The sequence below is a fragment of the Streptomyces sp. NRRL F-6676 genome (assembly GCF_000725625.1).
GTDB lineage: Bacteria > Actinomycetota > Actinomycetes > Streptomycetales > Streptomycetaceae > Streptomyces.
The window spans coordinates 18,750-39,467 of the sequence record NZ_JOHS01000045.1 but is presented as its reverse complement, the minus strand read 5'-3'; the positions used below and the strand labels follow the sequence as shown (position 1 = coordinate 39,467).

Sequence of the window (20,718 nt, the reverse complement as noted above, 5' to 3'; positions counted from 1 at the left end):
GGCCTATTCTTCCACGTCGTGCGGCCTGCGCCAAAATCGGCCGTAGGGCTCCCCCTCGGGGTCGGGGGCCCAGCCGAGGATGGAGAGCATCTCGCGGTCCTTCTTGTCGAAGGCGGCGGGCGGGCAGCCCTCGATGAGGTCGGGGCGGTGGGCGCTGGTGCGTCTGAGGGCCTCGTCGCGGCGCCAGCGGGCGATCTTCCCGTGGTGACCGCTGAGCAGCACCTCAGGGATGCCGTGGCCGCGCCAGTGGGGCGGCTTGGTGTAGACGGGGCCCTCCAGGAGGCTCGCCATGGCGCCGGGGGCGAAGGAGTCGTCTTGGTGGGACTCGGCGTTGCCGAGGACGCCGGGGAGCAGCCGGGCGACGGCCTCGGTGATCACCAGGACGGCCGCCTCGCCGCCGGCCAGGACGTAGTCGCCGATGGACACCTCGTAGACGGGCAGCCGCCGCGCGTACTCGTCGGTGACCCGGCGGTCGATGCCCTCGTAGCGCGCGGGCGTGAAGACCAGCCAGGGGCGCTGCGACAGCTCGGCGGCGAGCTCCTGACTGAAGGGCCGGCCGCTGGGCGTGGGGACGACGAGGACGGGTCCGTGGGCGCCGTCCTCGTAGCCGTCGGCGAGGACGGTGTCCAGGGCGTCGCCCCAGGGTTCGGTCTTCATGACCATGCCGGGGCCGCCGCCGTAGGGGGTGTCGTCGACGGTGTTGTGGCGGTCGTACGTCCAGGACCGCAGATCGTGCACGTGCACGTCGAGCCGGCCGCGCGCGCGGGCCTTGCCGACGAGGGAGACATTCAGGGGGTCCAGGTACTCGGGGAAGATCGTGACGACGTCGAGCCGCATTACGCCCGCGCTCCCGGGGCCGCACCGGGGGCGTCGCCGTCCTCGCCGGTGGCCGCGTTTTCGTCGTCCTCGGGAGCAACGTCATCCCCAGGAGCGGCATCGTCCTCAGGAGTGGCGTCGCCCTCAGGAGCGGCATCGCTCTCAGGGATGGCGTCGTCCGCGCGCGCGGAGGCGATTTCCGCGCGGTCGTCGATCAGCCCGGGCGGCGGGTCGATGACGGCCTTCTGCTCCGCCAGGTCGACGGTGGTGACGATCTCCTCGACGAACGGGATCATCACCTCGGTGCCGTCCGGGCGCTCCACGACGAACAGGTCCTGCGAGGGCAGGTGGGAGACCTCGGTGATCCGGCCGACCTCGGTGCCGTCCTCGGTGACGACGTCGAGGTCGATGAGCTGGTGGTCGTAGTACTCGTCCTCGCCCTCGGGCAGCTCGTCGGGGTCGATGTCGGCGATCAGGACGGTGTTGCGCAGGGCCTCGGCGGCGGTGCGGTCGCGCACGCCCTCGAAGCGCAGGAGCAGCCGGCCGCTGTGCACCCGGCCGGTCTCGATGGTGAGCGGGCCCGCGGAGGCCGGGTCGGTGGCGAGTACGGCGCCGGGGGCGAGCCGGACCTCCGGCTCGTCGGTACGGACCTCGACGGTGACCTCGCCCTTGATGCCGTGGGCGCGGCCGATCCGTGCGACTACCAGCTGCACTGTGGAAGATCTCCTGTCGGGAACGTCTGGAACGGGCACCCGGGACGCCTGGGGCGACCGGGCACCTGGAAACGACTGCGGGCCGGGGCGGGCACGGAGGCCCTCCCCGGCCCGAGCCGGTTGCGATGACGCGTCAGCGGACGTGGTCCACGTCGACGAGGTCGACGCGGACACCACGGCCACCGATGGCACCCACGACGGTGCGCAGTGCGCGTGCGGTGCGGCCGTTGCGGCCGATCACCTTGCCGAGGTCGTCGGGGTGGACCCGGACCTCGAGCACACGACCGCGGCGCAGGTTGCGCGAGGCCACCTGCACATCGTCAGGGTTGTCGACGATGCCCTTCACGAGGTGCTCGAGCGCCTCTTCGAGCATGCTGCTCAGGCCTCGGTCGACTCGGTGGAAGAGGACTCGGCGGCGGCCTCGTCCTTCTTCTCGGCCTTCTTCTTCTGGGTGATCGCCTCACCCTTGCCCTCGTCGTCACCGCCGAGGGACTCGAACACCGGGCGGGCCGACTTCTCCTGCGGCTGGAGCAGCGGCGCGGGGGCGGGCTCGCCCTTGTACTTCTGCCAGTCGCCGGTCTTCTTCAGGATGGCGAGCACGGGCTCGGTCGGCTGAGCGCCGACGGAGAGCCAGTACGCGACACGGTCGGCGTTGACCTCGATGCGCGAGGGGTTCTGCACCGGGTGGTACAGACCGATCTCCTCGATGGCCCGGCCGTCACGGCGGGTACGGGAGTCGGCGACGACGATGCGGTAGTGAGGCGAACGGATCTTGCCCAGACGCTTCAGCTTGATCTTGACTGCCACGGGAGTGGGTTCTCCTGGATTTGACGTGGTTGGGCACGGCGAGGAAGCCGCGTGGGGTTGCGGTACCCGAGTGCCCGACGGACGCGTCAGCCGGAGGAGAGAGGGGTCCTGTGCGGCTGTCGAGTACAGCTAGCCATTGTGCCACACACCGCGCGGCGCGCCGTCCCCGGGGGACGGGGCCGCTGCCCGCGCCCGGGCAGCCCTCAGCGGCACCCGGCGCGGGGCCGTCCGGGGACGGCCTCGCGCGGGGTGCGGCTGAGGCCGGGCCGCCCTGCGCGGGGTGCGCTCCCGCAGGGTGCGGGCCCTTGAGCGGGCGTACGCGGTGGGCCGGCGACGGCCGGACCCTTCCGGCATCCACGAGATGCCGGAAGGGTCAGCCCACGCCGGCGCCCACGACCTCCGGGATGCGGAACGGCTTTCCGCACCCGCCGCACATGATCGGCGCCTGGGCCAGGACCGACGGCACGACGCGGACGTTGCGCCCGCAGTCGCACACGGCCTTGACACGGACGCCGCCGCCGGAGGAGCCGTGGCGGGCGGCGGGACCGCGGAACGAGCGGGCCGTGTCGGCGGCCGTCGCCGCCGAGTGGGCCTTCAGCGCGCGCTGAAGCCGCTCGATCGTGGGCCGGTACCTCCGCTTGGCCTCGGGGTTGAGTGTGACCAGCGAGAAGCCGCTGCTGGGATGCGGCTCGTCGGGGTGGTCCAGGCCCAGCTCCTCGGCGATCGTGAGGAATCGGCGGTTGTGGTAGCGGCCTGCGCGTGAGGTGTCACGGATGCCGCGGGCGGCGGCGATGCCGTGGACCGCCTCGTGCAGCAGGCGCTCGAAGGAGAGTTCGTGTCCGCAGGCGGACGACGACTCTCCGATCAGGGATTCGGGTGCGGCAAGGTCGGGCAGCTCGGGGTGGTGCCGCTGAATGTCGGCCCACGCCTGCGCCAGCTCTGCGGCGAGAACAGTTGGTGTCGTGCTCACGTAATGACAACGAGCCGGAGGGCTCCCGTGTTCCTATTCCGGGCCATCCCAAATATTTTGCACGTACCCGTCAGTTACGGCTGATGCGTCGCGACGAGGGCGGGTGCGCCGATCCCCGGAGAAGCCTCACAGCTCGTACCAAGCTGGTGCGTAGTCGCACGTACGGACAGTCGTGTAGCCGACGGCCGCGGCAGGCCCGTCGGCCTTCGCACTCGCCCCAACGGGCCCCGGCCGCCCCGACGTTACCGGGTACCCGGTAGCGCCATGGCACCGGCCCCGCCCGTGGGGGCGCACGAGGCACGGGCGGGGCGCGGCGCCGACGGCGTACTCCGTCCCGTATGCGGTACCCCGACGAGTGGCGCCGCGTGGCAAGGAGTGTGCCGCGCCCACTGGACGTCACGACAGGTGCGGAGTTTCCTGGCATACGGGGGGAGCGCGCGCACGTCACGGGGGCCACGGAATCGGGTACAGGGGCAACTCTCGGCGGATTGGGGCGCTTTTGATGACACCTACGCTCGTGCGACAGCATCCGGCACACGCCGGCTCCCCGCCCCGCGTGGACGCACGCGCCCGCGCACGGGACTGGGCCGAGATCCAGGAGCGGATGCTGGTCCCGCTCTACGAGGCGGTCTACGAGCGGCTCGGTGTGGGCGCCGGTACGCGGCTGCTCGGGCTCGGCTGCGGTTCCGGGCTGGCGCTGCTGCTGGCGGCCGCGCGGGGCGCGGCGGTGACGGGGGTGGACACCGGGCACGCCGAGCTGCTGGCGCTCGCGCGGGAGCGGCTGCTGCCGGGCGCGGGCGCGCAAGTCCCGCACGCGGGGGCGCCCGCGCGGGAGCCCGCGCCGGGGTGTGCGCGGCTCGTGGAGGGGGCGCCCGGTGACGCGGCCCCGCCGTCCGGACGCCCCGGGTACGACGTCGTCACCGTGTTCGAACCCCTTGGTCCCCCGTCCGGCGGCACCGAGGGCCTCGTCGAGGCACTCGGGGAGGCGGCGCCGCTGGCGGAGCGCGGCGGCGCGGTGGTGCTCGCCGGGTGGGGCCCGGCGGAGCGGTGCGCGACGGCGTCCGTCCTGCGGGTGGCGGCGAAGCTGGCGGATCCGGTGCGCGGCGGGGACACCGACGGGCAGACCGGTGCCGCTCCGTCGCCGGGAGCCGCCGACTGGCGGCCGGCCGGCCGGGACCAGCTGGAGGAGGCCGCGCAGCGGGCCGGGCTGCGGCCGGACGGGTCGGGGCGGGTCGCCTGCCCGTTCGGGTACGCGGACACGGGCAGTGCGGTGCGGGGGCTCAGGTCCACCGGTCTGTTCGACGCGGCCCTCGCCGTGACGGACGAGGAGCAGATCGAGAAGGAGCTGGCGGAGGCACTGCATCCGCATGTGCGCGAGGACGGCACGGTGTGGATGCCGAACGTCTTCCGCTACCTGGTCGCCCGGAGGGGATGAACGGCGGACCGGGGGCGCCTGCGGTCGCTCCCGGCCACCACCCGTCCGGCGCCCGTGGCGCCGCCCGTCCGACCGGTGACGCCACCCGTGCGGCCCGTGGCGGCGCCCTTCCGGCCGCTGACGCCACCCCGTCCGGCCCGTGGCGGCGCCCGTCCAGCCGGTGACGCCACCCGTCCGGCCCGTGGCGCCGCCCGTTCAAAACCTCGGCGGCGCCCGCTCAGGGCCTCGGCGCCGTCCGCTCAGCCCATGAACTTCTTGAACTCGTCCGGCAGCTCGAAGTCCTGACCGGCGCCCTGCTGCGGCAGTCCGAACGCGTTGCCGTCCTGGCCGGCACCCTGCGCGGCGGCGGCCGCGCGGCGGGCCTCGGCCTCCTGCTCCTGCTGCTTGCGCTTCATCGGGTTGCCCGAGCGCTGCTTGCCCTTGGCCTTCTTCTGCTGCTTCTTCTGCCGGCCGGGACCACCACCCATGCCGGGCATCCCCGGCATACCGGGCATTCCGCCGCCCTGCGCCATGCGGGACATCATCTTCCGCGCCTCGAAGAACCGTTCGACCAGGTTCTTCACGGCGCTGACCTCGACGCCGGAACCCCGCGCGATACGGGCCCGCCGCGAGCCGTTGATGATCGTCGGCTCCTGGCGCTCGGCCGGGGTCATCGACTTGATGATCGCGGCCGTACGGTCGACGTCCCGCTCGTCGATGTTGTTGATCTGGTCCTTGATCTGCCCCATGCCCGGCAGCATCCCGAGCAGCTTGGAGATCGAGCCCATCTTCCTGACCTGCTCCATCTGGGCCAGGAAGTCGTCGAGTGTGAAGTCCTGGCCCTTCTTGGAGGCCAGTTTGGAGGCCATCTTCTCGGCCTCGGCCTGGCTGAAGGTCCGCTCCGCCTGCTCGATCAGGGTGAGCAGGTCACCCATGTCGAGGATGCGGGAGGCCATCCGGTCCGGGTGGAAGGCGTCGAAGTCGTCGAGCTTCTCGCCGTTCGACGCGAACATGATCGGCTTGCCGGTCACCGAGGCGATCGACAGGGCCGCGCCGCCGCGGGCGTCGCCGTCGAGCTTGGAGAGGACGACGCCGTCGAAGCCGACGCCGTCGCGGAAGGCCTCCGCGGTGTTGACGGCGTCCTGGCCGATCATCGCGTCGACGACGAAGAGGATCTCGTCGGGGCTGACGGCGTCGCGGATGTCCGCGGCCTGCCGCATCAGCTCCTGGTCGATGCCGAGGCGGCCGGCGGTGTCCACGATCACGATGTCGTGGACCTTGTTCTTGGCGAACTCGATGGAGTCCTTGGCGACCTTGACCGGGTCGCCGACGCCGTTGCCCGGTTCCGGCGCGTAGACCGCGACGCCGGCGCGCTCGGCGACGACGCTGAGCTGGTTGACGGCGTTGGGGCGCTGGAGGTCACAGGCGACGAGGAGCGGCGAGTGGCCCTGCTCCTTGAGCCAGCGGCCCAGCTTGCCCGCGAGGGTCGTCTTACCGGCACCCTGTAGACCCGCGAGCATGATCACGGTGGGCGGCTGCTTGGCGAACCGCAGGCGGCGGGTCTCGCCGCCGAGAATCGTGACCAGTTCCTCATTGACGATCTTGAGGACCTGCTGGGCGGGGTTCAGCGCGCGGGAGACCTCGGAGCCGAGGGCGCGCTCCTTGACGTTCTTGATGAACGTACGGACGACCGGCAGGGCCACGTCCGCCTCGAGGAGCGCGATGCGGATCTCGCGGGCCGTGGCGTCGATGTCCGCCTCGGACAACCGCCCCTTGCCGCGCAGATTCTTGAAGGTCGCTGAGAGGCGATCGGAGAGAGTGTCGAACACGGCGGCGTCGGTCCTCGGAGTCGGGGGCAGTCTGAGCGTCTTCCAGGGTATCCGGAGCCGCACGGTTGGGTCTCCACCCCGGCGCCGTTCCGCTCCCCCTGGCCGCGCGGCCCTACTCCCCCAGCGCCTCCTCCAGCGCCCGTGCCACCGACGTCGCCTCCTGTGGGGGCAGGGGGCTGCCGGTCGGGCCGGTGACGTAAACCGTGTCCACCGCGTTGGCGCCCAGCGTCGACGCGTGCGCGCTGCGCACCCGTACGCCCGCCTTCTCCAAGGCCCGGCCGATGCGGTGCAGCAGGCCGGGGGCGTCCTGGGCGCGGACCTCGATGACCGTCGCGTGCCGGGATGCGGCCGCGGCGACCGTCACCCGCGGCGGCGGCGCCGGTACGCCCCGGCGGCGCGGATACGCCGCGTCGCGTTCGGCCAGCCGGGATGCGATGTCCAGGCTGCCGTCCAGCGCCCGTACGAGGTCCGCGCGCAGCCGGGTGGCCTGCGGCAGGGAGCCGTACTCGGCGGCGACCCGCCAGTCGAGCAGCAGTACGGAGCCCTCGACGCCGTCGGGCGGGTCGAGGGCGCGCAGTTCCGCGGTGCGGACGGTGAGGCGGTGCAGGGCGAGGACGCCGGCGACGGCGGGCAGGACGCCGGTCTGCTCGGGTACGGCGATCAGCAGTTCGACGCCGAGGGGCTCGGGCCGGCCGGGGTCGTCGTCGGCCGGGGGCTCGGCCCGGGCGTGCAGGGCGAGGACCGGGCCGCCGGTGCGCAGGGCCTCGACGGCGAGGCGTTCCTGTTCGGCGGTGGGCGCGGCGGTGTCGGGCTCGGCGGGGGTGTCCCCGGCGAGCCGGGCGGCGACGCGGGCGACGAGGTCGGCGACGAGGGAGCCGCGCCAGGAGGACCAGGCCGCGGGCCCGGTGGCGAGGGCGTCGGCCTCGGTGAGGGCGTGCAGCAGTTCGAGGGTGCCCTGGGAGCCGACGGCGTCGGCGACCGCGCGGACGGTGGCGGGGTCGTCCAGGTCGCGCCGGGTGGCGGTCTCGACGAGGAGCAGGTGGTGGCGGACGAGGGTGGCGAGGACGGTGGCGTCCGCGCGGTCGAAGCCGATGCGGGCGGCGGCGTCGCGGGCGATGGTCTCGCCGGTGACGCTGTGGTCGCCGGGCCAGCCCTTGCCGAGGTCGTGCAGCAGTGCGGCGACGAGGAGGAGGTCGGGGCGGCCCACGCGGCGGGTGAGCGCGGAGGCGCGGACGGCGGTCTCGATCAGGTGGCGGTCGACGGTCCACAGGTGGACGGCGTTGCGCTGCGGGCGGCAGCGGACGCGTTCCCAGTCGGGCAGCAGCCGGGTGATCAGTCCCTCGGCCTCCAGTGCCTCCCAGACGTCGACGGTGGGGCGGCCGGCGCCGAGCAGGGTGACGAGCTGTTCGCGGGCCTCGGCGGGCCAGGGCGTGGACAGGGGGCGGGTGGTGGCGGCGAGGCGCCGTACGGCGTGCGGGGAGAGCGGGAGCCCGGCCTGTGCGGCGGCGGCCGCGGCGCGCAGGGGGAGCACGGGGTCGCGTTCGGGGCGTGCGGTGCGGGCGAGCACCGCCTCGCCGTCCTGCTCGACGACGCCCTCGGCGAGCGGTGAGCGTTCGGCGGGCTGCTTTCCGCCGCCGCCCAGCATGGCGCGCAGGCGTGGGCGTACGGCGCGGGAGCGCAGGACGCGCCCCACTTCGCGCCAGGTGACATCGCCGGCGTACGAGAGGACGCGCGCCGCCTCGTACACCTGGCGCAGCAGGGCGTCGGCGTCCAGCAGGCCGAGGGCGGCGGCGACCTGGTCCTGTTCCTGGAGGGCGAGGCGGTCGGTGGCGCGGCCGGTGGTGAGGTGGAGGGCGTCGCGGACGTCGAGGAGGCGGCGGCGGGCGTCGTCGAGTCCCTCGCGGGGGGCGTCGGCGAGCCAGGAGGCGGCGACGGCGCGCAGGGCGGTGGCGTCGCGCAGTCCGCCGCGGGCCTCCTTGAGGTCGGGTTCGAGGAGGTAGCGCAGTTCGCCCTGGCGGGCGGCGCGTTCGGCGCACAGTTCCTGGAGCTGTGGGAGGCGTTTGGGGGCCTGGTTGCGCCAGTCGGCGAGGACGGTGGTGCGGGTGGCGGTGGTGAGGGCGAGGTCACCGGCGAGGTGGCGGGCGTCGAGAAGGCCGAGCTGGACCTTGAGGTCGTCGGCGGCGGTCCTGCGGGCCTCGGCGGGGGTGCGGACGGAGTGGTCGAGGGCGAGGCCGAGGTCCCAGACGGGGTACCAGAGGCGGTCGGCGAGGGCGGCGACGCGCTGGGGGTCTGTGCCGTCGTGGAGGAGGAGCAGGTCGAGGTCGCTGCGGGGGGAGAGCTCACCGCGGCCGTAGCCACCGACGGCGACCAGGGCGACGCCGCCGGCTCGGGTGGCCGCGGCCGTGGCTGTGGCCGCGGTGGTGAAGAGGGTGGCGAGCCAGTTGTCGGTGAGGCGGGAGAGGGCGGTGCGGCGTGCGGGGCCCGGGGCCGTGTCCTCGGTGAGGAGGCGCACGCGGGCGGCGGCGTAGCCGGCGGGGTCGTCCGGGGGATTGTCCCCGTGGGGGTGGTGCACGGACGGCTCCTTCGTACGGAGGGGTGGGACGACCTGGGACCGGGGCTCCGGCTCGCTTTCGCAGTCGGGGGCGCTCCCGGTGAGGGGCGCGGGGAACTGCGCGAAGTACCCCCACCGGCCCGCGGCCGACAACGCACCGAGGGACAGCCCCGCGCCCCACGGGCGCGGGGCTCAGCGCGTCACAGCGCGGCCGGGCCTCGCTCGCCCGTGCGGACGCGTACTGCCGTGTCGACGGGGAGGGACCAGACCTTGCCGTCGCCGATCTTGCCGGTGCGGGCGGCCTTGACGACGACGTCGATGAGCTGGTCGGCGTCGTCGTCCTCGACGAGGACCTCGATGCGGATCTTGGGGACGAGGTCGACGGTGTACTCGGCGCCCCGGTAGACCTCGGTGTGGCCGCGCTGGCGGCCGTACCCGCTCGCTTCGGTGACGGTCAGGCCGTGGACGCCGAAGGCTTGCAGCGCTTCCTTGATCTCGTCGAGCCGGTGCGGCTTGACGACCGCGGTGATGAGCTTCATGCGTCCACCTTCTTGGAGGCTGCGGAGGCAGCGGCGAGCGGGCCCGGTGCGGAGGAGCCGATCGTGCCGCCGCCGGCGCCGGTGTGGTCGTAGGCGGTCTCGGCGTGTTCGGCCTGGTCGATGCCGGACATCTCCTCGTCCTCGGTGACGCGCATGCCGAGCGTCCTGTCGATGAGGAAGGCGAGGATCGCGGAGGCGACCAGCGAGTAGGCGAGGACGCCGAAGACGCCGGCGCACTGCTTCCAGAACTGGTCGAGGCCGCCCCCGTAGAAGAGGCCCTTGACGTCGGACTGGCCGCCGCCGCTGGCGAAGAGGCCGACGAGGAGGGAGCCGGCGATGCCGCCGACCATGTGGACGCCGACGACGTCGAGGGAGTCGTCGTAGCCGAAGCGGTACTTCAGGCCGACGGCCATGGCGCACAGCACACCGGCGATGGCGCCGACCGCGATCGCGCCGAGCGGGGAGACCGCGCCGCCGGAGGGGGTGATGGCGACCAGCCCCGCGACGGCGCCGGAGGCGGCGCCCAGCGTGGTGAACGCGCCGTGGCGGATCTTCTCGTAGGCGAGCCAGGCGAGCATCGCGGCGGCGGTGGCGACCTGCGTGTTGACGAACATCAGCGGGCCGACGCCGTCGTCGTTGCCGAGCCAGGACCCGGCGTTGAAGCCGAACCAGCCGAACCACAGCAGGCCCGCGCCGAGCATCACGAGCGGCAGGCTGTGCGGGCGCATCGGGTCCCGCTTGAAGCCGACGCGCTTGCCGATGACCAGGATCACGCCGAGCGCGGCCGCACCGGCATTGATGTGGACGGCCGTGCCGCCGGCGAAGTCGATGACACCGAGGTCGAAGGCCCAGCCGCCGGTGCCCCAGACCCAGTGGGCGACCGGGAAGTACACGATCGTGACCCACAGGGTGAGGAAGAGCGCCCAGGCGCTGAATTTCACGCGGTCCGCGAGGGCACCGCTGATCAGGGCGGGTGTGATGATCGCGAACATCAGCTGGAAGACGGCGAAGACGTAGACCGGGATGGTGTAGCCGCTCCACAGTTCCATCTTGCCGATGCCGGTGAAGCCGACGAAGTCGGAGGACCAGCCGACGACGGAGCCCTTGTCGGTGCCGAAGGCGAGGGAGAAGCCGTAGAGCACCCAGAGGATGGTGACGATGCCCAGGCTGATGAAGCTCATCATCAGCATGTTCAGCGTGCTCTTGACGCGGACCATGCCTCCGTAGAAGAAGGCCAGGCCCGGGGTCATGAGCATCACCAGGGCGGAACAGATGAGCATGAAGCCTGTGTTGGCGGACGAAAACTCCGGTGCGTCCGCCGCGAGCGTGACGGCTGGTGCCATCGGCGTCTCCTCGTCGTGTGGTGCGGCCCCGTACGGCCCCGTGGGGGTGAAGCCTGAGCCGGGAGGATGGGAGGGGTGGGCCGGTTATGCGCCACGAGCGTGGCGCAGCGCGGTTTCGGTCGGCGCCCCTCGGTGTTTCGCCGCAGTGACGAAGGCAGCCTGTGTGTTACGCCTCGGTGAACTGTCCGAGGCGGGTCATCGGTGTCCGCGGCCGTCCCGCCGCGGGTCTCAGACGGCTTCGGCCGTCTCGGGCAGGTGGACGGCGAGCTGCTCGGTGAGGTCGACGACGTCGGCGAGGTCGCCGAAATCGCGTACGGCCGCGTCGACCGTTTTGCGGATGCGGGTGTTGACGCGTTCCGAGCGGACCTTGCGGGCCACGTCCAGGGCCTGGCGGGCGCGGACGACGCCCTCCTCGGGCTCGCGCTGGAGGAGGTGGACGGTGGCCAGGCCGATCAGGTTGAGGGCGTACGACCGCTGGTGCTCGGTGTCCTGGGCGAAGAGGTCGACGGCCTGGCGCATCACGGGTTCGGCGAGGCCGGCGTAGGCGGGGCTGCGGCCGGCGACGTAGGCGAGGTCGCGGTAGGAGTGGGAGTTCTCGCCGTGGAGTTCGGCGGCGGAGAAGAAGCGGATCCAGTCGGGGTCCGGCTCGTCCCAGTCGTCGGCGTCGGCGAAGGTGTCCTCGGCCATGCGGACGGCCCGCTTGCACCGGCCGGGCTGGCCCATGTTGGCGTAGGCGCGGGCCTCCATCGCATACAGCATGGCCTGGGTGCGGGGACTGGCGCAGTCACGGCTGCCGTACTGGGCGAGGTGGACCAGTTCGAGCGCGTCCTCGGGGCGGCCGAGGTGGATCATCTGGCGGCTCATGCTGGAGAGGACGTACGAGCCGAGGGGGCGGTCGCCGGCCTCCTTGGCGGCGTGCAGCGCGAGGACGAAGTACTTCTGCGCGGTGGGCTGGAGCCCCACGTCGTAGCTCATCCAGCCGGCCAGTTCGGCCAGCTCGGCGGCGACCTTGAACAGGCGCCGGGCGGTGGCGCCGGGCTGGGGTTCCTGGAGGAGATCGGTGACCTCGTGGAGCTGGCCGACGACGGCCTTGCGGCGCAGGCCGCCGCCGCACTGGGCGTCCCACTGCCGGAACATCACCGTGGTGGTCTCCAGGAGTTCCAGTTCGGGGCGGGAGAGCCGGCCCCGGCCGCGCGAGGAGGCGGAGGTGGGTTCCTCGCGCGGCGGGGCGGGCGGTCCGGGGACCAGCCAGCGCTGCATGGGTTCGATGAGGGACGGGCCGGCGGCCAGGCCGAGCGCGGTCCCGAGGAAGCCGCGCCGCGCCAGCATCAGGTCGCTTCGCGAGAACTCGCTGATCAGGGCGACGGTTCCGGGGCCCGTCCACGGCAGATCGACGCCGGACACCGAGGGGGCGCGGTGGGCGGCCCGCAGTCCCAGGTCCTCCACGGCGACGACGCAGCCGAAGCGCTCGGAGAACAGCTCGGACAGGATGCGCGGGATCGGCTCGCGGGGGTTCTCTCCGTCGAGCCAGCGGCGTACGCGGGAGGTGTCGGTGGAGATGTGGTTGGCGCCGAGCTGGCGGGCCCGGCGGTTGACCTGGCGGGCGAGCTCGCCCTTGGACCAGCCGCTGCGCACGAACCATGACGTCAGCAACTCGTTCGGGCGCTTGTCAGCGATCGTGCCGCTTCCGCCGTTGCCGCCCACTGGAACGCCCCCATCCCTCAAACCACGTGTGCGCCGATGCGCCGAACGCCCCGAACGCGCTACCAGGATGCCGGTCCTGGCCGCCTGCGTCCGCCGGTTCTCACCCATCGAACGGAAAGCCGACTTGCCTCCGGCATACCCACGAGTGCATGCGCCCCAGGACTCGTGCACTCACAGTAGTCCCACGATCACCCTTCCAACCACGGCCGTTTCAGAAACGCCACCATTCGCCACCCCTTCGAATGAACTCGCGGTGCCGGGTGCGCGATTCACTTGACACATGACGGCCGGAGATGGGCGGACGGATGCACAACGGGGCGCGCGACGGGGAGCGCACCACCCCGGGGTGCTGCTCGCACCGGACGGCGCCCTCAGCGGCGTCCCCGCCGCCCACGCCGGCCGCGCCGACCGCGCCGGGGACACACGGTCACGCTTCGCTGCGGTGCGTAACCAGCTGCGCGCCGGACCCGTTGGAGGGGGTATGGGCTTCACGATCGGCTCCACACGGACCAGGACCATCCGCGACCTCAGGTCCGGCGCCCGGCGCCGTGGCCGGTCACCGGAGTGCACCGCCGTCGCCGAGTACACCGGCCTGTGGGGCTGGGACGTGGTGCCCGGGGCGCGTACCGCGGCGGGCGCCTGTTCCTGCGGGCGGGCCGGCTGTCCGGAGCCGGGGGCGCATCCGCTGGACTTCGCGGCGCCGGTGCGGGCGGGGGCCACGCTCGACGAGGCGTACCGGGCGTGGGCCGAGTTTCCGGGGGCCGCGGTGATGCTGCCGGTCGGGCGGGCGTTCGACGTGATCGAGGTCGGCGAGGCGGCGGGGTGGCGGGCGCTGGTGCGGATGGAGCGGATGGGGCTGCCGGTGGGGCCTGTGGCGGTGACGCCGGAGGGGCGGGCGCAGTTCTTCGTCGCGCCCGGGGGTGCGGCGGAGTTGCCGGGGTTGTTGTACCGGATGGCGTGGGAGGACGCGGCGCTGGATCTGCGGGGGTTGGGTGTGGGGGCGTGTATCACGGCTCCGCCGTCGGATCGGGCGGGGCGCGGGGTTGTGCGGTGGTTGCGGGCGCCGGGGGTTGAGGCGGGGGGTGTGTTGCCGGCGGCGCGGTTGTTGATCGGGACGTTGGCGTACGTGGCGCATCGGTCGCGGGTCTAGGTCCCGCCGCGCGGGAGGCGTGGGATTTTTTTCGCCCCCGCCGCCCCTACCCTTCCCGTCCCTTCAAGGGGCTCCGCCCCTTGGACCCCGGGGTGCGTTGTCGGCCGACCGCCGGTGGGGGCTTCTCGCGCAGTTCCCCGCGCCCCTATCGGGGCACGGTAAGTGCTCGCACCCCGCGGCGGAGCCGCGCGGACAACACAGCCCCGCGCCCCTTTACGGGGCACGGGGCGCGCGCGGGGGAGGTTCCGCTAGTCGCCGATCAGGGCGTCCACGAACGCTTCTGATTCGAAGGGGGCCAGGTCGTCGGCGCCTTCGCCGAGACCGACGAGCTTCACCGGGACGCCGAGTTCGCGCTGGACCGCTACGACGATGCCGCCCTTGGCGGTGCCGTCGAGCTTGGTCAGGACGATGCCGCTGATGTCGACGACCTCGGCGAAGACGCGGGCCTGCACGAGGCCGTTCTGGCCGGTGGTCGCGTCGAGGACGAGGAGCACCTCGTCGAGCGGGGCGTGCTTCTCCACGACGCGCTTGACCTTGCCGAGCTCGTCCATCAGGCCGGTCTTGGTGTGCAGCCGGCCGGCGGTGTCGATGAGGACGACGTCGGCGCCGGCCTCGATGCCCTCCTTGACCGCGTCGAAGGCGACGGACGCCGGGTCGCCGCCCTCCGGACCCCGCACCGTACGGGCGCCGACCCGCTCGCCCCACGTCTGCAACTGGTCGGCGGCGGCGGCGCGGAAGGTGTCCGCGGCACCGAGCACGACATTGCGGCCGTCGGCGACGAGGACGCGCGCGAGCTTGCCGGTGGTGGTGGTCTTGCCGGTGCCGTTGACGCCGACGACCATCACGATGCCGGGGGTGTCGAGGTTCGAGTCGGTCTTGACCGTGCGGTCGAACTCGGGGACCAGGATCGTCAGCAGTTCCTCGCGCAGCAGGGTGCGCAGCTCCTGCGGGGTGCGGGTGCCGAGGACCCTTACTCGCTCGCGCAGCCGTTCGACCAGTTCCTGGGTGGGCTGGACGCCGACGTCGGCGGTGAGGAGGGTGTCCTCGATCTCCTCCCAGGTGTCCTCGTCGAGGTGCTCCCGGGAGAGGAGGGTGAGCAGTCCCTTGCCGAGCGCGTTCTGCGAGCGGGCGAGGCGGGCGCGCAGGCGGATCAGCCGGCCGGCGGTGGGCTCCGGGACCTCGATCGCGGGCGGGGCGGGGGGCTCCTCGACGACGACGGGAGCGGTGCCGCCGCCGGGTAGGTCGACCTCCTCGATGGTCCGGCGCGGTTCCTCGCGCGGCGTCTCGGCCTCGTCGCCGACGTGCGGCTCGGCCGGGGGGGCGGTGATGTCGGGCGTCGTGGGGGGCGCCGGGGGCAGCGGCTTCTTCCGGCGGCTGCCGACCACGAGCCCGCCGAGCGCACCGATCACGACCACGGCGATGACTACAGCAAGGATGACGATTTCCATAACAGTGCCAGTATGCGCGACGGGTGGTGCGCGAGAAGGGTGCCGCCCCCGTCGCCCCCGCCCTTCCCGTCCCTTCGAGGGGCTCCGCGAAAACAGACCACCGCCGCCCCACCCCCGAAGGGGCAGGGCGGCGGACGGGTGAGGAGAGGGGCAGCGGGGACTTGGCCCGTCTCCTCGGTCTCGGGAGGGGCGCGTCAGCCCATTTCCTCCAGGGCCTTGCCCTTCGTCTCCTTCACGTACCGCAGCACGAACGGAATGGAGAGCGCGGCGAACACCGTGTAGATGATGTACGTCCCCGACAGGTTCCAGTCGGCCAGCGAGGGGAAGCTCGCGGTGATCGCCCAGTTGGCGATCCACTGCGCGGAGGCGGCGACGCCCAGGGCGGCGGCGCGGATCCGGTTGGGGAACATCTCGCCGAGGAAGACCCAGACGACGACACCCCAGGACAGGGCGAAGAAGAGGACGAACACGTGGGCCGCGACCAGGGCGACCCAGCCCTGCGTGGCGGGCAGCTTGCCGTCGACGAGGTGCGCGGAGAAGGCCCAGGCCTCCAGGGCGAGGCCGACGACCATGCCGACGGAGCCGATGAGCGCGAGCGGCTTGCGGCCGATCCGGTCGACGAAGATCATCGCGATCACGGTGCCGATGATGTTGATGATCGACGTGGTGAACGAGTAGAAGAACGAGGCCGAGGGGTCGATGCCCACCGACTGCCACAGCGTCGAGGAGTAGTAGAAGGCGACGTTGATGCCGACGAACTGCTGGAACACCGACAGGCCGATGCCGATCCAGACGATCTTCTTGAAGAAGAAGCTGCCGCCGAGCAGGTCGCGGAAGCTGGACTTCTCCTCGCGCTTCATGGCGTGCTCGATCTCGGCGATGCGGGCGTCGAAGTCGATGTGCTCGCCCTCGACCTCGGCGAGGATCTCGCGGGCGCGGGCGCGGCGGCCGACGGAGATCAGGAAGCGGGGCGACTCGGGGATCGCGAAGGAGAGCAGGCCGTAGAGGATGGCCGGGACGACCATGACGCCGAGCATGAGCTGCCAGGCCTCGATGCCCAGCAGGTGGCCGCGCTGCTTGCCGTCGGCGGCGTTGAGGATGCCCCAGTTGACGAGCTGGGAGACGGCGATGCCGACGACGATCGCGGCCTGCTGGAAGGACCCGAGACGGCCCCGGTAGGCGGGCGGCGCGACCTCGGCGATGTAGGCGGGGCCGATCACGGAGGCCATGCCGATGGCGAAGCCGCCGATGATGCGCCAGAGGGCGAGGTCCCACAGGGCGAACGGCAGGGCGGAGCCGACGGCGCTGATGGTGAACAGGACGGCGGCGATCTGCATGCAGCGGATGCGGCCGATGCGGTCGGCGATCCGGCCGGCGGTGGCGGCGCCGATGGCGCAGCCGATCAGCGCGATGGCGATGACCTGGGCCAGTGCGGCGGAGCCGATGTCGTAGCGGTCGCGGATGGCTTCGACGGCGCCGTTGATGACGGAGCTGTCGTAGCCGAAGAGGAAACCGCCCATCGCGGCCGCCGCCGCGATGAAGATGACGTGCCCGAGATGTTCGGGGTGAGCCGCTCCGGCTCCGGGTCGGGGTGCCTGCGTAGTGCTGGTCACGTGTACAACTCCTCGGGCCACCGGCCTCGCTGCCGGTGTGGGGTCAGCCCTCGCGGATGCCGCTCGCGGCGACACCTGAAGGTAAAAACAACATGACAGAGGCTATGCCTTCAAGTTTCGAAGTCAAGAGGAGGGAGGATGTGAGATTTTCGAGGTTCAGGGACGCAAGCCGCCATCGTTCGTTCACTTCTTGAAGAGGAAGGGGGCGACGCTCCTCACTGACCGACGGCCCGGCGCACCCGCTGGCCGACGCGTCAGTGCAGCCGCTGGCTGATGACCTTGGAGACCCCGTCGCCCTGCATGGACACGCCGTACAGCGCGTCGGCGACCTCCATCGTCCGCTTCTGGTGCGTGATCACGATCAGCTGCGACGCCTCTTGCAGCTCCTGCATGATCCGGATGAGCCGCTGGAGGTTGGTGTCGTCGAGCGCGGCCTCGACCTCGTCCATGACGTAGAACGGGCTCGGCCGGGCCTTGAAGATCGACACCAGCAGCGCCACCGCCGTCAGCGACCGTTCGCCGCCGGAGAGCAGGGAGAGCCGCTTGACCTTCTTGCCCGGGGGCCGTGCCTCGACGTCCACGCCCGTGGTGAGCATGTGGTCGGGGTCGGTGAGGAGCAGCCGTCCCTCCCCGCCGGGGAAGAGCCGGCCGAACACACCTTCGAACTCGCGTGCGGTGTCCCGGTAGGCGTCGGCGAAGACCTGTTCGACGCGCTCGTCGACCTCCTTGACGACCTGGAGCAGGTCGGCGCGGGTCTTCTTCAGGTCCTCCAGCTGCTCGCTGAGGAACCGGTGCCGCTCCTCGAGCGCCGCGAACTCCTCCAGGGCCAGCGGGTTGACCTTGCCGAGCTGCTGGTAGGCCCGCTCCGCCGCCTTCAGTCGCTTCTCCTGTTCGGCGCGGACGTAGGGCCGTGGCAGGTTGCGGGGGTCCTCGGGGTCGTCGGGCAGCTGTTCGCCCTGGGCGGGGGGCGAGGGCGGCACCAGTTGGCCCGGGCCGTACTCGGCCACGAGGCCTGCCGGTTCGACACCGAATTCCTCCAGGGCCTTGGTCTCCAGCTGCTCGATGCGCAGCCGCTTCTCCGCTCCTAGTACCTCGCCCCGGTGAACTGAATCAGTGAGTTTGTCGAGTTCCGCCTTCAGGTCGCGGCCCTCGGTGCGGGCCCGGGCCAGTTCCTGCTCCCGCCTCACCCGCGCGGCCTCGGCGGCGGCGCGCTCGGCCTCGGCCCGGCCGACGGAGACCTCGACGTGGGCGAGGAGCTGACGGGCGGCGGAGGCGACGGCCCGGGCGACGGCGGCCTCGTGCCGCAGCCGGGCCCGCCGGCGTTCGGCACGCGCGCGTGCCTCGCGTTCGGCGCGGGCGGCCCGGTCCAGCGCGTCGGCCCGGCCGGCCAGCGACTTGACGCGTTCCTCGTGCGTACGGGCCTGGAGACGGGCCTCCATCTCGGTCTGCCGGGCGTTGGCCCCGTCGGCGGCGAGCCGGTCGCGGGCGGCGGTGTCGGGTTCCTCCTCGACGGGCATCTCCTCGGCCACGGCGAGCCGCTCGGCGAGTTCCCCGGCCTCCTCGCGGGCGGATTCCAGCGCCTCCTGGGCGCGGGCGGCCGCGGCGGTGGCGCGCTCGGCCTCCCCGGCGGCGGCGCGGGCCTGTCCGGCGAGCCGGCCGAGCTGCTGGGCGACGCCGGACTTCTCCCGCTCGGCCGCCCGGCGCTTCTCCCCCAGCTCCTCGACGAGGGCGGCGCACTCGGTGCGGCGGGCCGCGGCGGCCTGCTGGGCGTCGGCCAGCTCCGCGCACCGTACGGCCAGTTCCTCCAGCTCGGCGGCGGCCTCGTCGACGGCGGCCTGCACCTCCAGCAGGCTGGGCGCCCCGGCGGAGCCGCCGTGCGCGTAGTGCGCCCCGAGGACATCGCCCTCGGCGGTGACGGCGGTCAGCGCGGGCCGGGCGCGGACCAGTTCCTCGGCGTCCTGGAGGGTGTCGACGACGACGTAGCCGCGCAGCAGCCGGCGTACGGCGGGCATCAGTTCGACGGGGCCTCGGACGAGCCCCGCGGCGTACGCGAGGCCGTCGCCCTCCTCGGGCGGTACGTCGTCGGGGGCGCCGGCGAGGAGCAGGGTGGCGCGGCCGGCGTCCTGTTTGCGCAGCAGGCGCAGGGCGTCGGCGGCGGCGTTCGGGCCGGTGACGGCGAGGGCGTCGGCGGCGGTGCCGAGGGCGGCGGCGACGGGGATCTCGTGGCCGGGGGCGGGGGTGAGGAGCCCGGCGGCGGGGCCGAGCAGTCCGGTGAGGCGGTCGCGGGCGGCGAGCAGGGCGCCGGTGCCGTCCTTGCGGCGCAGTCCGGTGGCGAGGGCGTCGTGCCGGGCGCGGGTGGCGGCGCGCCGCCGTTCGGCGGTGGTGGTGGCCTCGCGGGCGGCGGTGAGGGCGGCCTCCGCCTCGGTGAGGGCGCGGCGGGCGGCCTCGTGGCGTTCGGCGAGTCCGGCGTCGTCGGCGTCCAGGCCGTCGACCTCGGCCTTGAGCGCCTCGTACTCCTCCTGGGCGGCGACGGCACGTTCGCGGGCCTCGTCGCGGGTGGCGGCCAGGCGTTCGATCTCGGCCTGGGCGGAGGCGGCGCGGGAGCGGGCGGCGTTGACCTGGCCGCCGAGCCGGGCCAGTCCCTCGCGACGGTCGGCGAGGGCGCGGGCGAGGTCCTTGAGGCGGCGTTCCTCCTGGGCGAGCGCGCGTTCGAGTTCGGCGCGGTGGGCGACGGTGTCCTCCAGGGCGCGCTGCGCGGCCTCCAGCGCGGCCTCGAGTTCGGCCTCCTGCTCGCGGACGCGGGCGGCCTCGCGCTCCAGGTCCTCCGGGTCGCGGCCGCGCCGTTCCTCCTCGGGTGCGGAGGTGGCGCTCTGCACGCGCGCGTCGGCGAGCGAGACGGTGCCGCGTACGCGTTCGGCGAGCTGGGAGAGTTCGTACCAGGTCTGCTGGGCGCGCTGGAGCCGGGGGGTGAGCCGGCGCACCTCCTCTTCGAGGGCGGCCTCGCGGCGCAGGGCCTCGCGCAGTGCCCGTTCGGCGGTCTCCTTGCGTTCCTTGAGGGCGGCCTCGTCGGCGATCTCGGCGTCGAGGGCCTCGCGCTGCCGTACGAGGTCGTCGGCGAGGAGGCGGAGGCGGGCGTCGCGCAGATCGGCCTGGATGACGGCGGCGCGGCGGGCGACGGCGGCCTGCCGGCCGAGCGGTTTGAGCTGCCGCCTCAGTTCGTCGGTCAGGTCCTGGACGCGGGCGAGGTTGGCCTGCATCGCGTCCAGCTTCCTGAGCGCCTTCTCCTTGCGCTTGCGGTGCTTGAGGACGCCGGCGGCCTCCTCGATGAAGGCGCGGCGGCCCATGGGGTCGGCGTGCAGGACGGAGTCGAGCTGGCCCTGGCCGACGATGACGTGCATCTCGCGGCCGATGCCGGAGTCGGAGAGGAGTTCCTGGATGTCCAGGAGGCGGCAGGTGTCGCCGTTGATCTGGTATTCGCTGCCGCCGTTGCGGAACATGATCCGCGTGATGGTGACCTCGGCGTACTCGATGGGCAGGGCGCCGTCGGAGTTGTCGATGGTCAGGGACACCTCGGCGCGGCCGAGCGGGGGACGGCCGGTGGTGCCGGCGAAGATGACGTCCTCCATCTTGCCGCCGCGCAGGGATTTGGCGCCCTGTTCGCCCATGACCCAGCTGAGCGCGTCCACGACGTTGGACTTGCCCGAGCCGTTCGGTCCGACGACGCACGTGATCCCCGGTTCGAACCGCAGCGTGGTCGCCGAGGCGAACGATTTGAACCCGCGGAGGGTCAGGGCCTTGAGGTGCACGCCGTCGGACTCTAC

15 protein-coding genes are annotated in these 20,718 nt (G+C 72.9%); 2 read left to right on the top strand and 13 right to left on the bottom strand.

Annotated elements, in window-relative coordinates; all coding sequences use genetic code 11:
• Nucleotides 1-3: 3 nt before the first annotated feature.
• From trmD to IO29_RS24155, 5 genes are all read right to left on the bottom strand, one after another.
• Nucleotides 4-837 (bottom strand): tRNA (guanosine(37)-N1)-methyltransferase TrmD, encoded by an 834-nt coding sequence (gene trmD, locus IO29_RS24175; protein ID WP_030381547.1) that lies wholly within the window; start codon nucleotides 835-837, stop codon nucleotides 4-6.
• Nucleotides 837-1,529, bottom strand: coding sequence for a ribosome maturation factor RimM (gene rimM, locus IO29_RS24170; protein WP_030381548.1), 693 nt, complete (start codon nucleotides 1,527-1,529; stop codon nucleotides 837-839). The genes trmD and rimM overlap by 1 nt, the downstream gene beginning before the upstream one ends.
• A 133-nt stretch (nucleotides 1,530-1,662) precedes the next feature.
• Nucleotides 1,663-1,902, bottom strand: a complete 240-nt coding sequence (locus IO29_RS24165; protein WP_003973401.1) for an RNA-binding protein — start codon at nucleotides 1,900-1,902, stop codon at nucleotides 1,663-1,665.
• 5 nt (nucleotides 1,903-1,907) lie between these two features.
• The gene (gene rpsP, locus IO29_RS24160; RefSeq protein ID WP_030381549.1) at nucleotides 1,908-2,336 is read right to left on the bottom strand and encodes a 30S ribosomal protein S16; all 429 of its coding nucleotides are present in this window, start codon (nucleotides 2,334-2,336) and stop codon (nucleotides 1,908-1,910) included.
• 373 nt (nucleotides 2,337-2,709) lie between these two features.
• The gene (locus IO29_RS24155; RefSeq protein WP_030381550.1) at nucleotides 2,710-3,306 is read right to left on the bottom strand and encodes a hypothetical protein; all 597 of its coding nucleotides are present in this window, start codon (nucleotides 3,304-3,306) and stop codon (nucleotides 2,710-2,712) included.
• A gap of 502 nt (nucleotides 3,307-3,808) precedes the next feature.
• Between IO29_RS24155 and IO29_RS24150 the strand changes: the two genes are divergently transcribed.
• Nucleotides 3,809-4,741, top strand: a complete 933-nt coding sequence (locus IO29_RS24150) for a methyltransferase type 11 (RefSeq protein ID WP_030381551.1) — start codon at nucleotides 3,809-3,811, stop codon at nucleotides 4,739-4,741.
• A gap of 239 nt (nucleotides 4,742-4,980) precedes the next feature.
• Here IO29_RS24150 and ffh read toward each other — a convergent pair whose 3' ends face one another.
• The 5 genes from ffh to IO29_RS24125 form a co-directional block, all read right to left on the bottom strand.
• The gene (gene ffh, locus IO29_RS24145) at nucleotides 4,981-6,549 is read right to left on the bottom strand and encodes a signal recognition particle protein (protein ID WP_030381552.1); all 1,569 of its coding nucleotides are present in this window, start codon (nucleotides 6,547-6,549) and stop codon (nucleotides 4,981-4,983) included.
• A 112-nt stretch (nucleotides 6,550-6,661) separates the two neighbouring features.
• Entirely contained in the window at nucleotides 6,662-9,121 is a 2,460-nt protein-coding gene (locus IO29_RS24140) for a [protein-PII] uridylyltransferase (protein WP_030381553.1), read from the bottom strand.
• A 179-nt stretch (nucleotides 9,122-9,300) separates the two neighbouring features.
• Nucleotides 9,301-9,639 (bottom strand): P-II family nitrogen regulator, encoded by a 339-nt coding sequence (locus tag IO29_RS24135; protein WP_030381554.1) that lies wholly within the window; start codon nucleotides 9,637-9,639, stop codon nucleotides 9,301-9,303.
• Nucleotides 9,636-10,982, bottom strand: coding sequence for an ammonium transporter (locus tag IO29_RS24130; RefSeq protein WP_030381555.1), 1,347 nt, complete (start codon nucleotides 10,980-10,982; stop codon nucleotides 9,636-9,638). Before IO29_RS24130 ends, IO29_RS24135 begins: the two co-directional genes overlap by 4 nt.
• Nucleotides 10,983-11,210: 228 nt before the next feature.
• The gene (locus IO29_RS24125; RefSeq protein ID WP_030381556.1) at nucleotides 11,211-12,686 is read right to left on the bottom strand and encodes a transcriptional repressor NsdA; all 1,476 of its coding nucleotides are present in this window, start codon (nucleotides 12,684-12,686) and stop codon (nucleotides 11,211-11,213) included.
• A gap of 481 nt (nucleotides 12,687-13,167) precedes the next feature.
• On the opposite strand from IO29_RS24125, the gene IO29_RS24120 reads away from it, so the two are divergent.
• Nucleotides 13,168-13,836: a bifunctional DNA primase/polymerase gene (locus IO29_RS24120; protein WP_030381557.1), complete on the top strand. Its 669-nt coding sequence runs from the start codon at nucleotides 13,168-13,170 to the stop codon at nucleotides 13,834-13,836.
• A gap of 248 nt (nucleotides 13,837-14,084) precedes the next feature.
• Here the strand turns inward: IO29_RS24120 and ftsY are convergent, their stop codons facing one another.
• The 3 genes from ftsY to smc all read right to left on the bottom strand — a co-directional run bounded on the left by ftsY (nucleotide 14,085) and on the right by smc (nucleotide 20,703).
• A complete protein-coding gene (ftsY, locus tag IO29_RS24115) occupies nucleotides 14,085-15,284 on the bottom strand; it encodes a signal recognition particle-docking protein FtsY (RefSeq protein WP_030381558.1) in 1,200 nt (399 codons plus the stop codon).
• A gap of 194 nt (nucleotides 15,285-15,478) precedes the next feature.
• A complete protein-coding gene (locus IO29_RS24110) occupies nucleotides 15,479-16,897 on the bottom strand; it encodes a sugar porter family MFS transporter (RefSeq protein WP_030381559.1) in 1,419 nt (472 codons plus the stop codon).
• A gap of 254 nt (nucleotides 16,898-17,151) precedes the next feature.
• On the bottom strand, nucleotides 17,152-20,703 hold the full coding sequence (gene smc / locus IO29_RS24105; protein WP_030381560.1) for a chromosome segregation protein SMC: 3,552 nt from the start codon (nucleotides 20,701-20,703) through the stop codon (nucleotides 17,152-17,154).
• Between the last annotated feature and the right edge of the window lie 15 nt (nucleotides 20,704-20,718).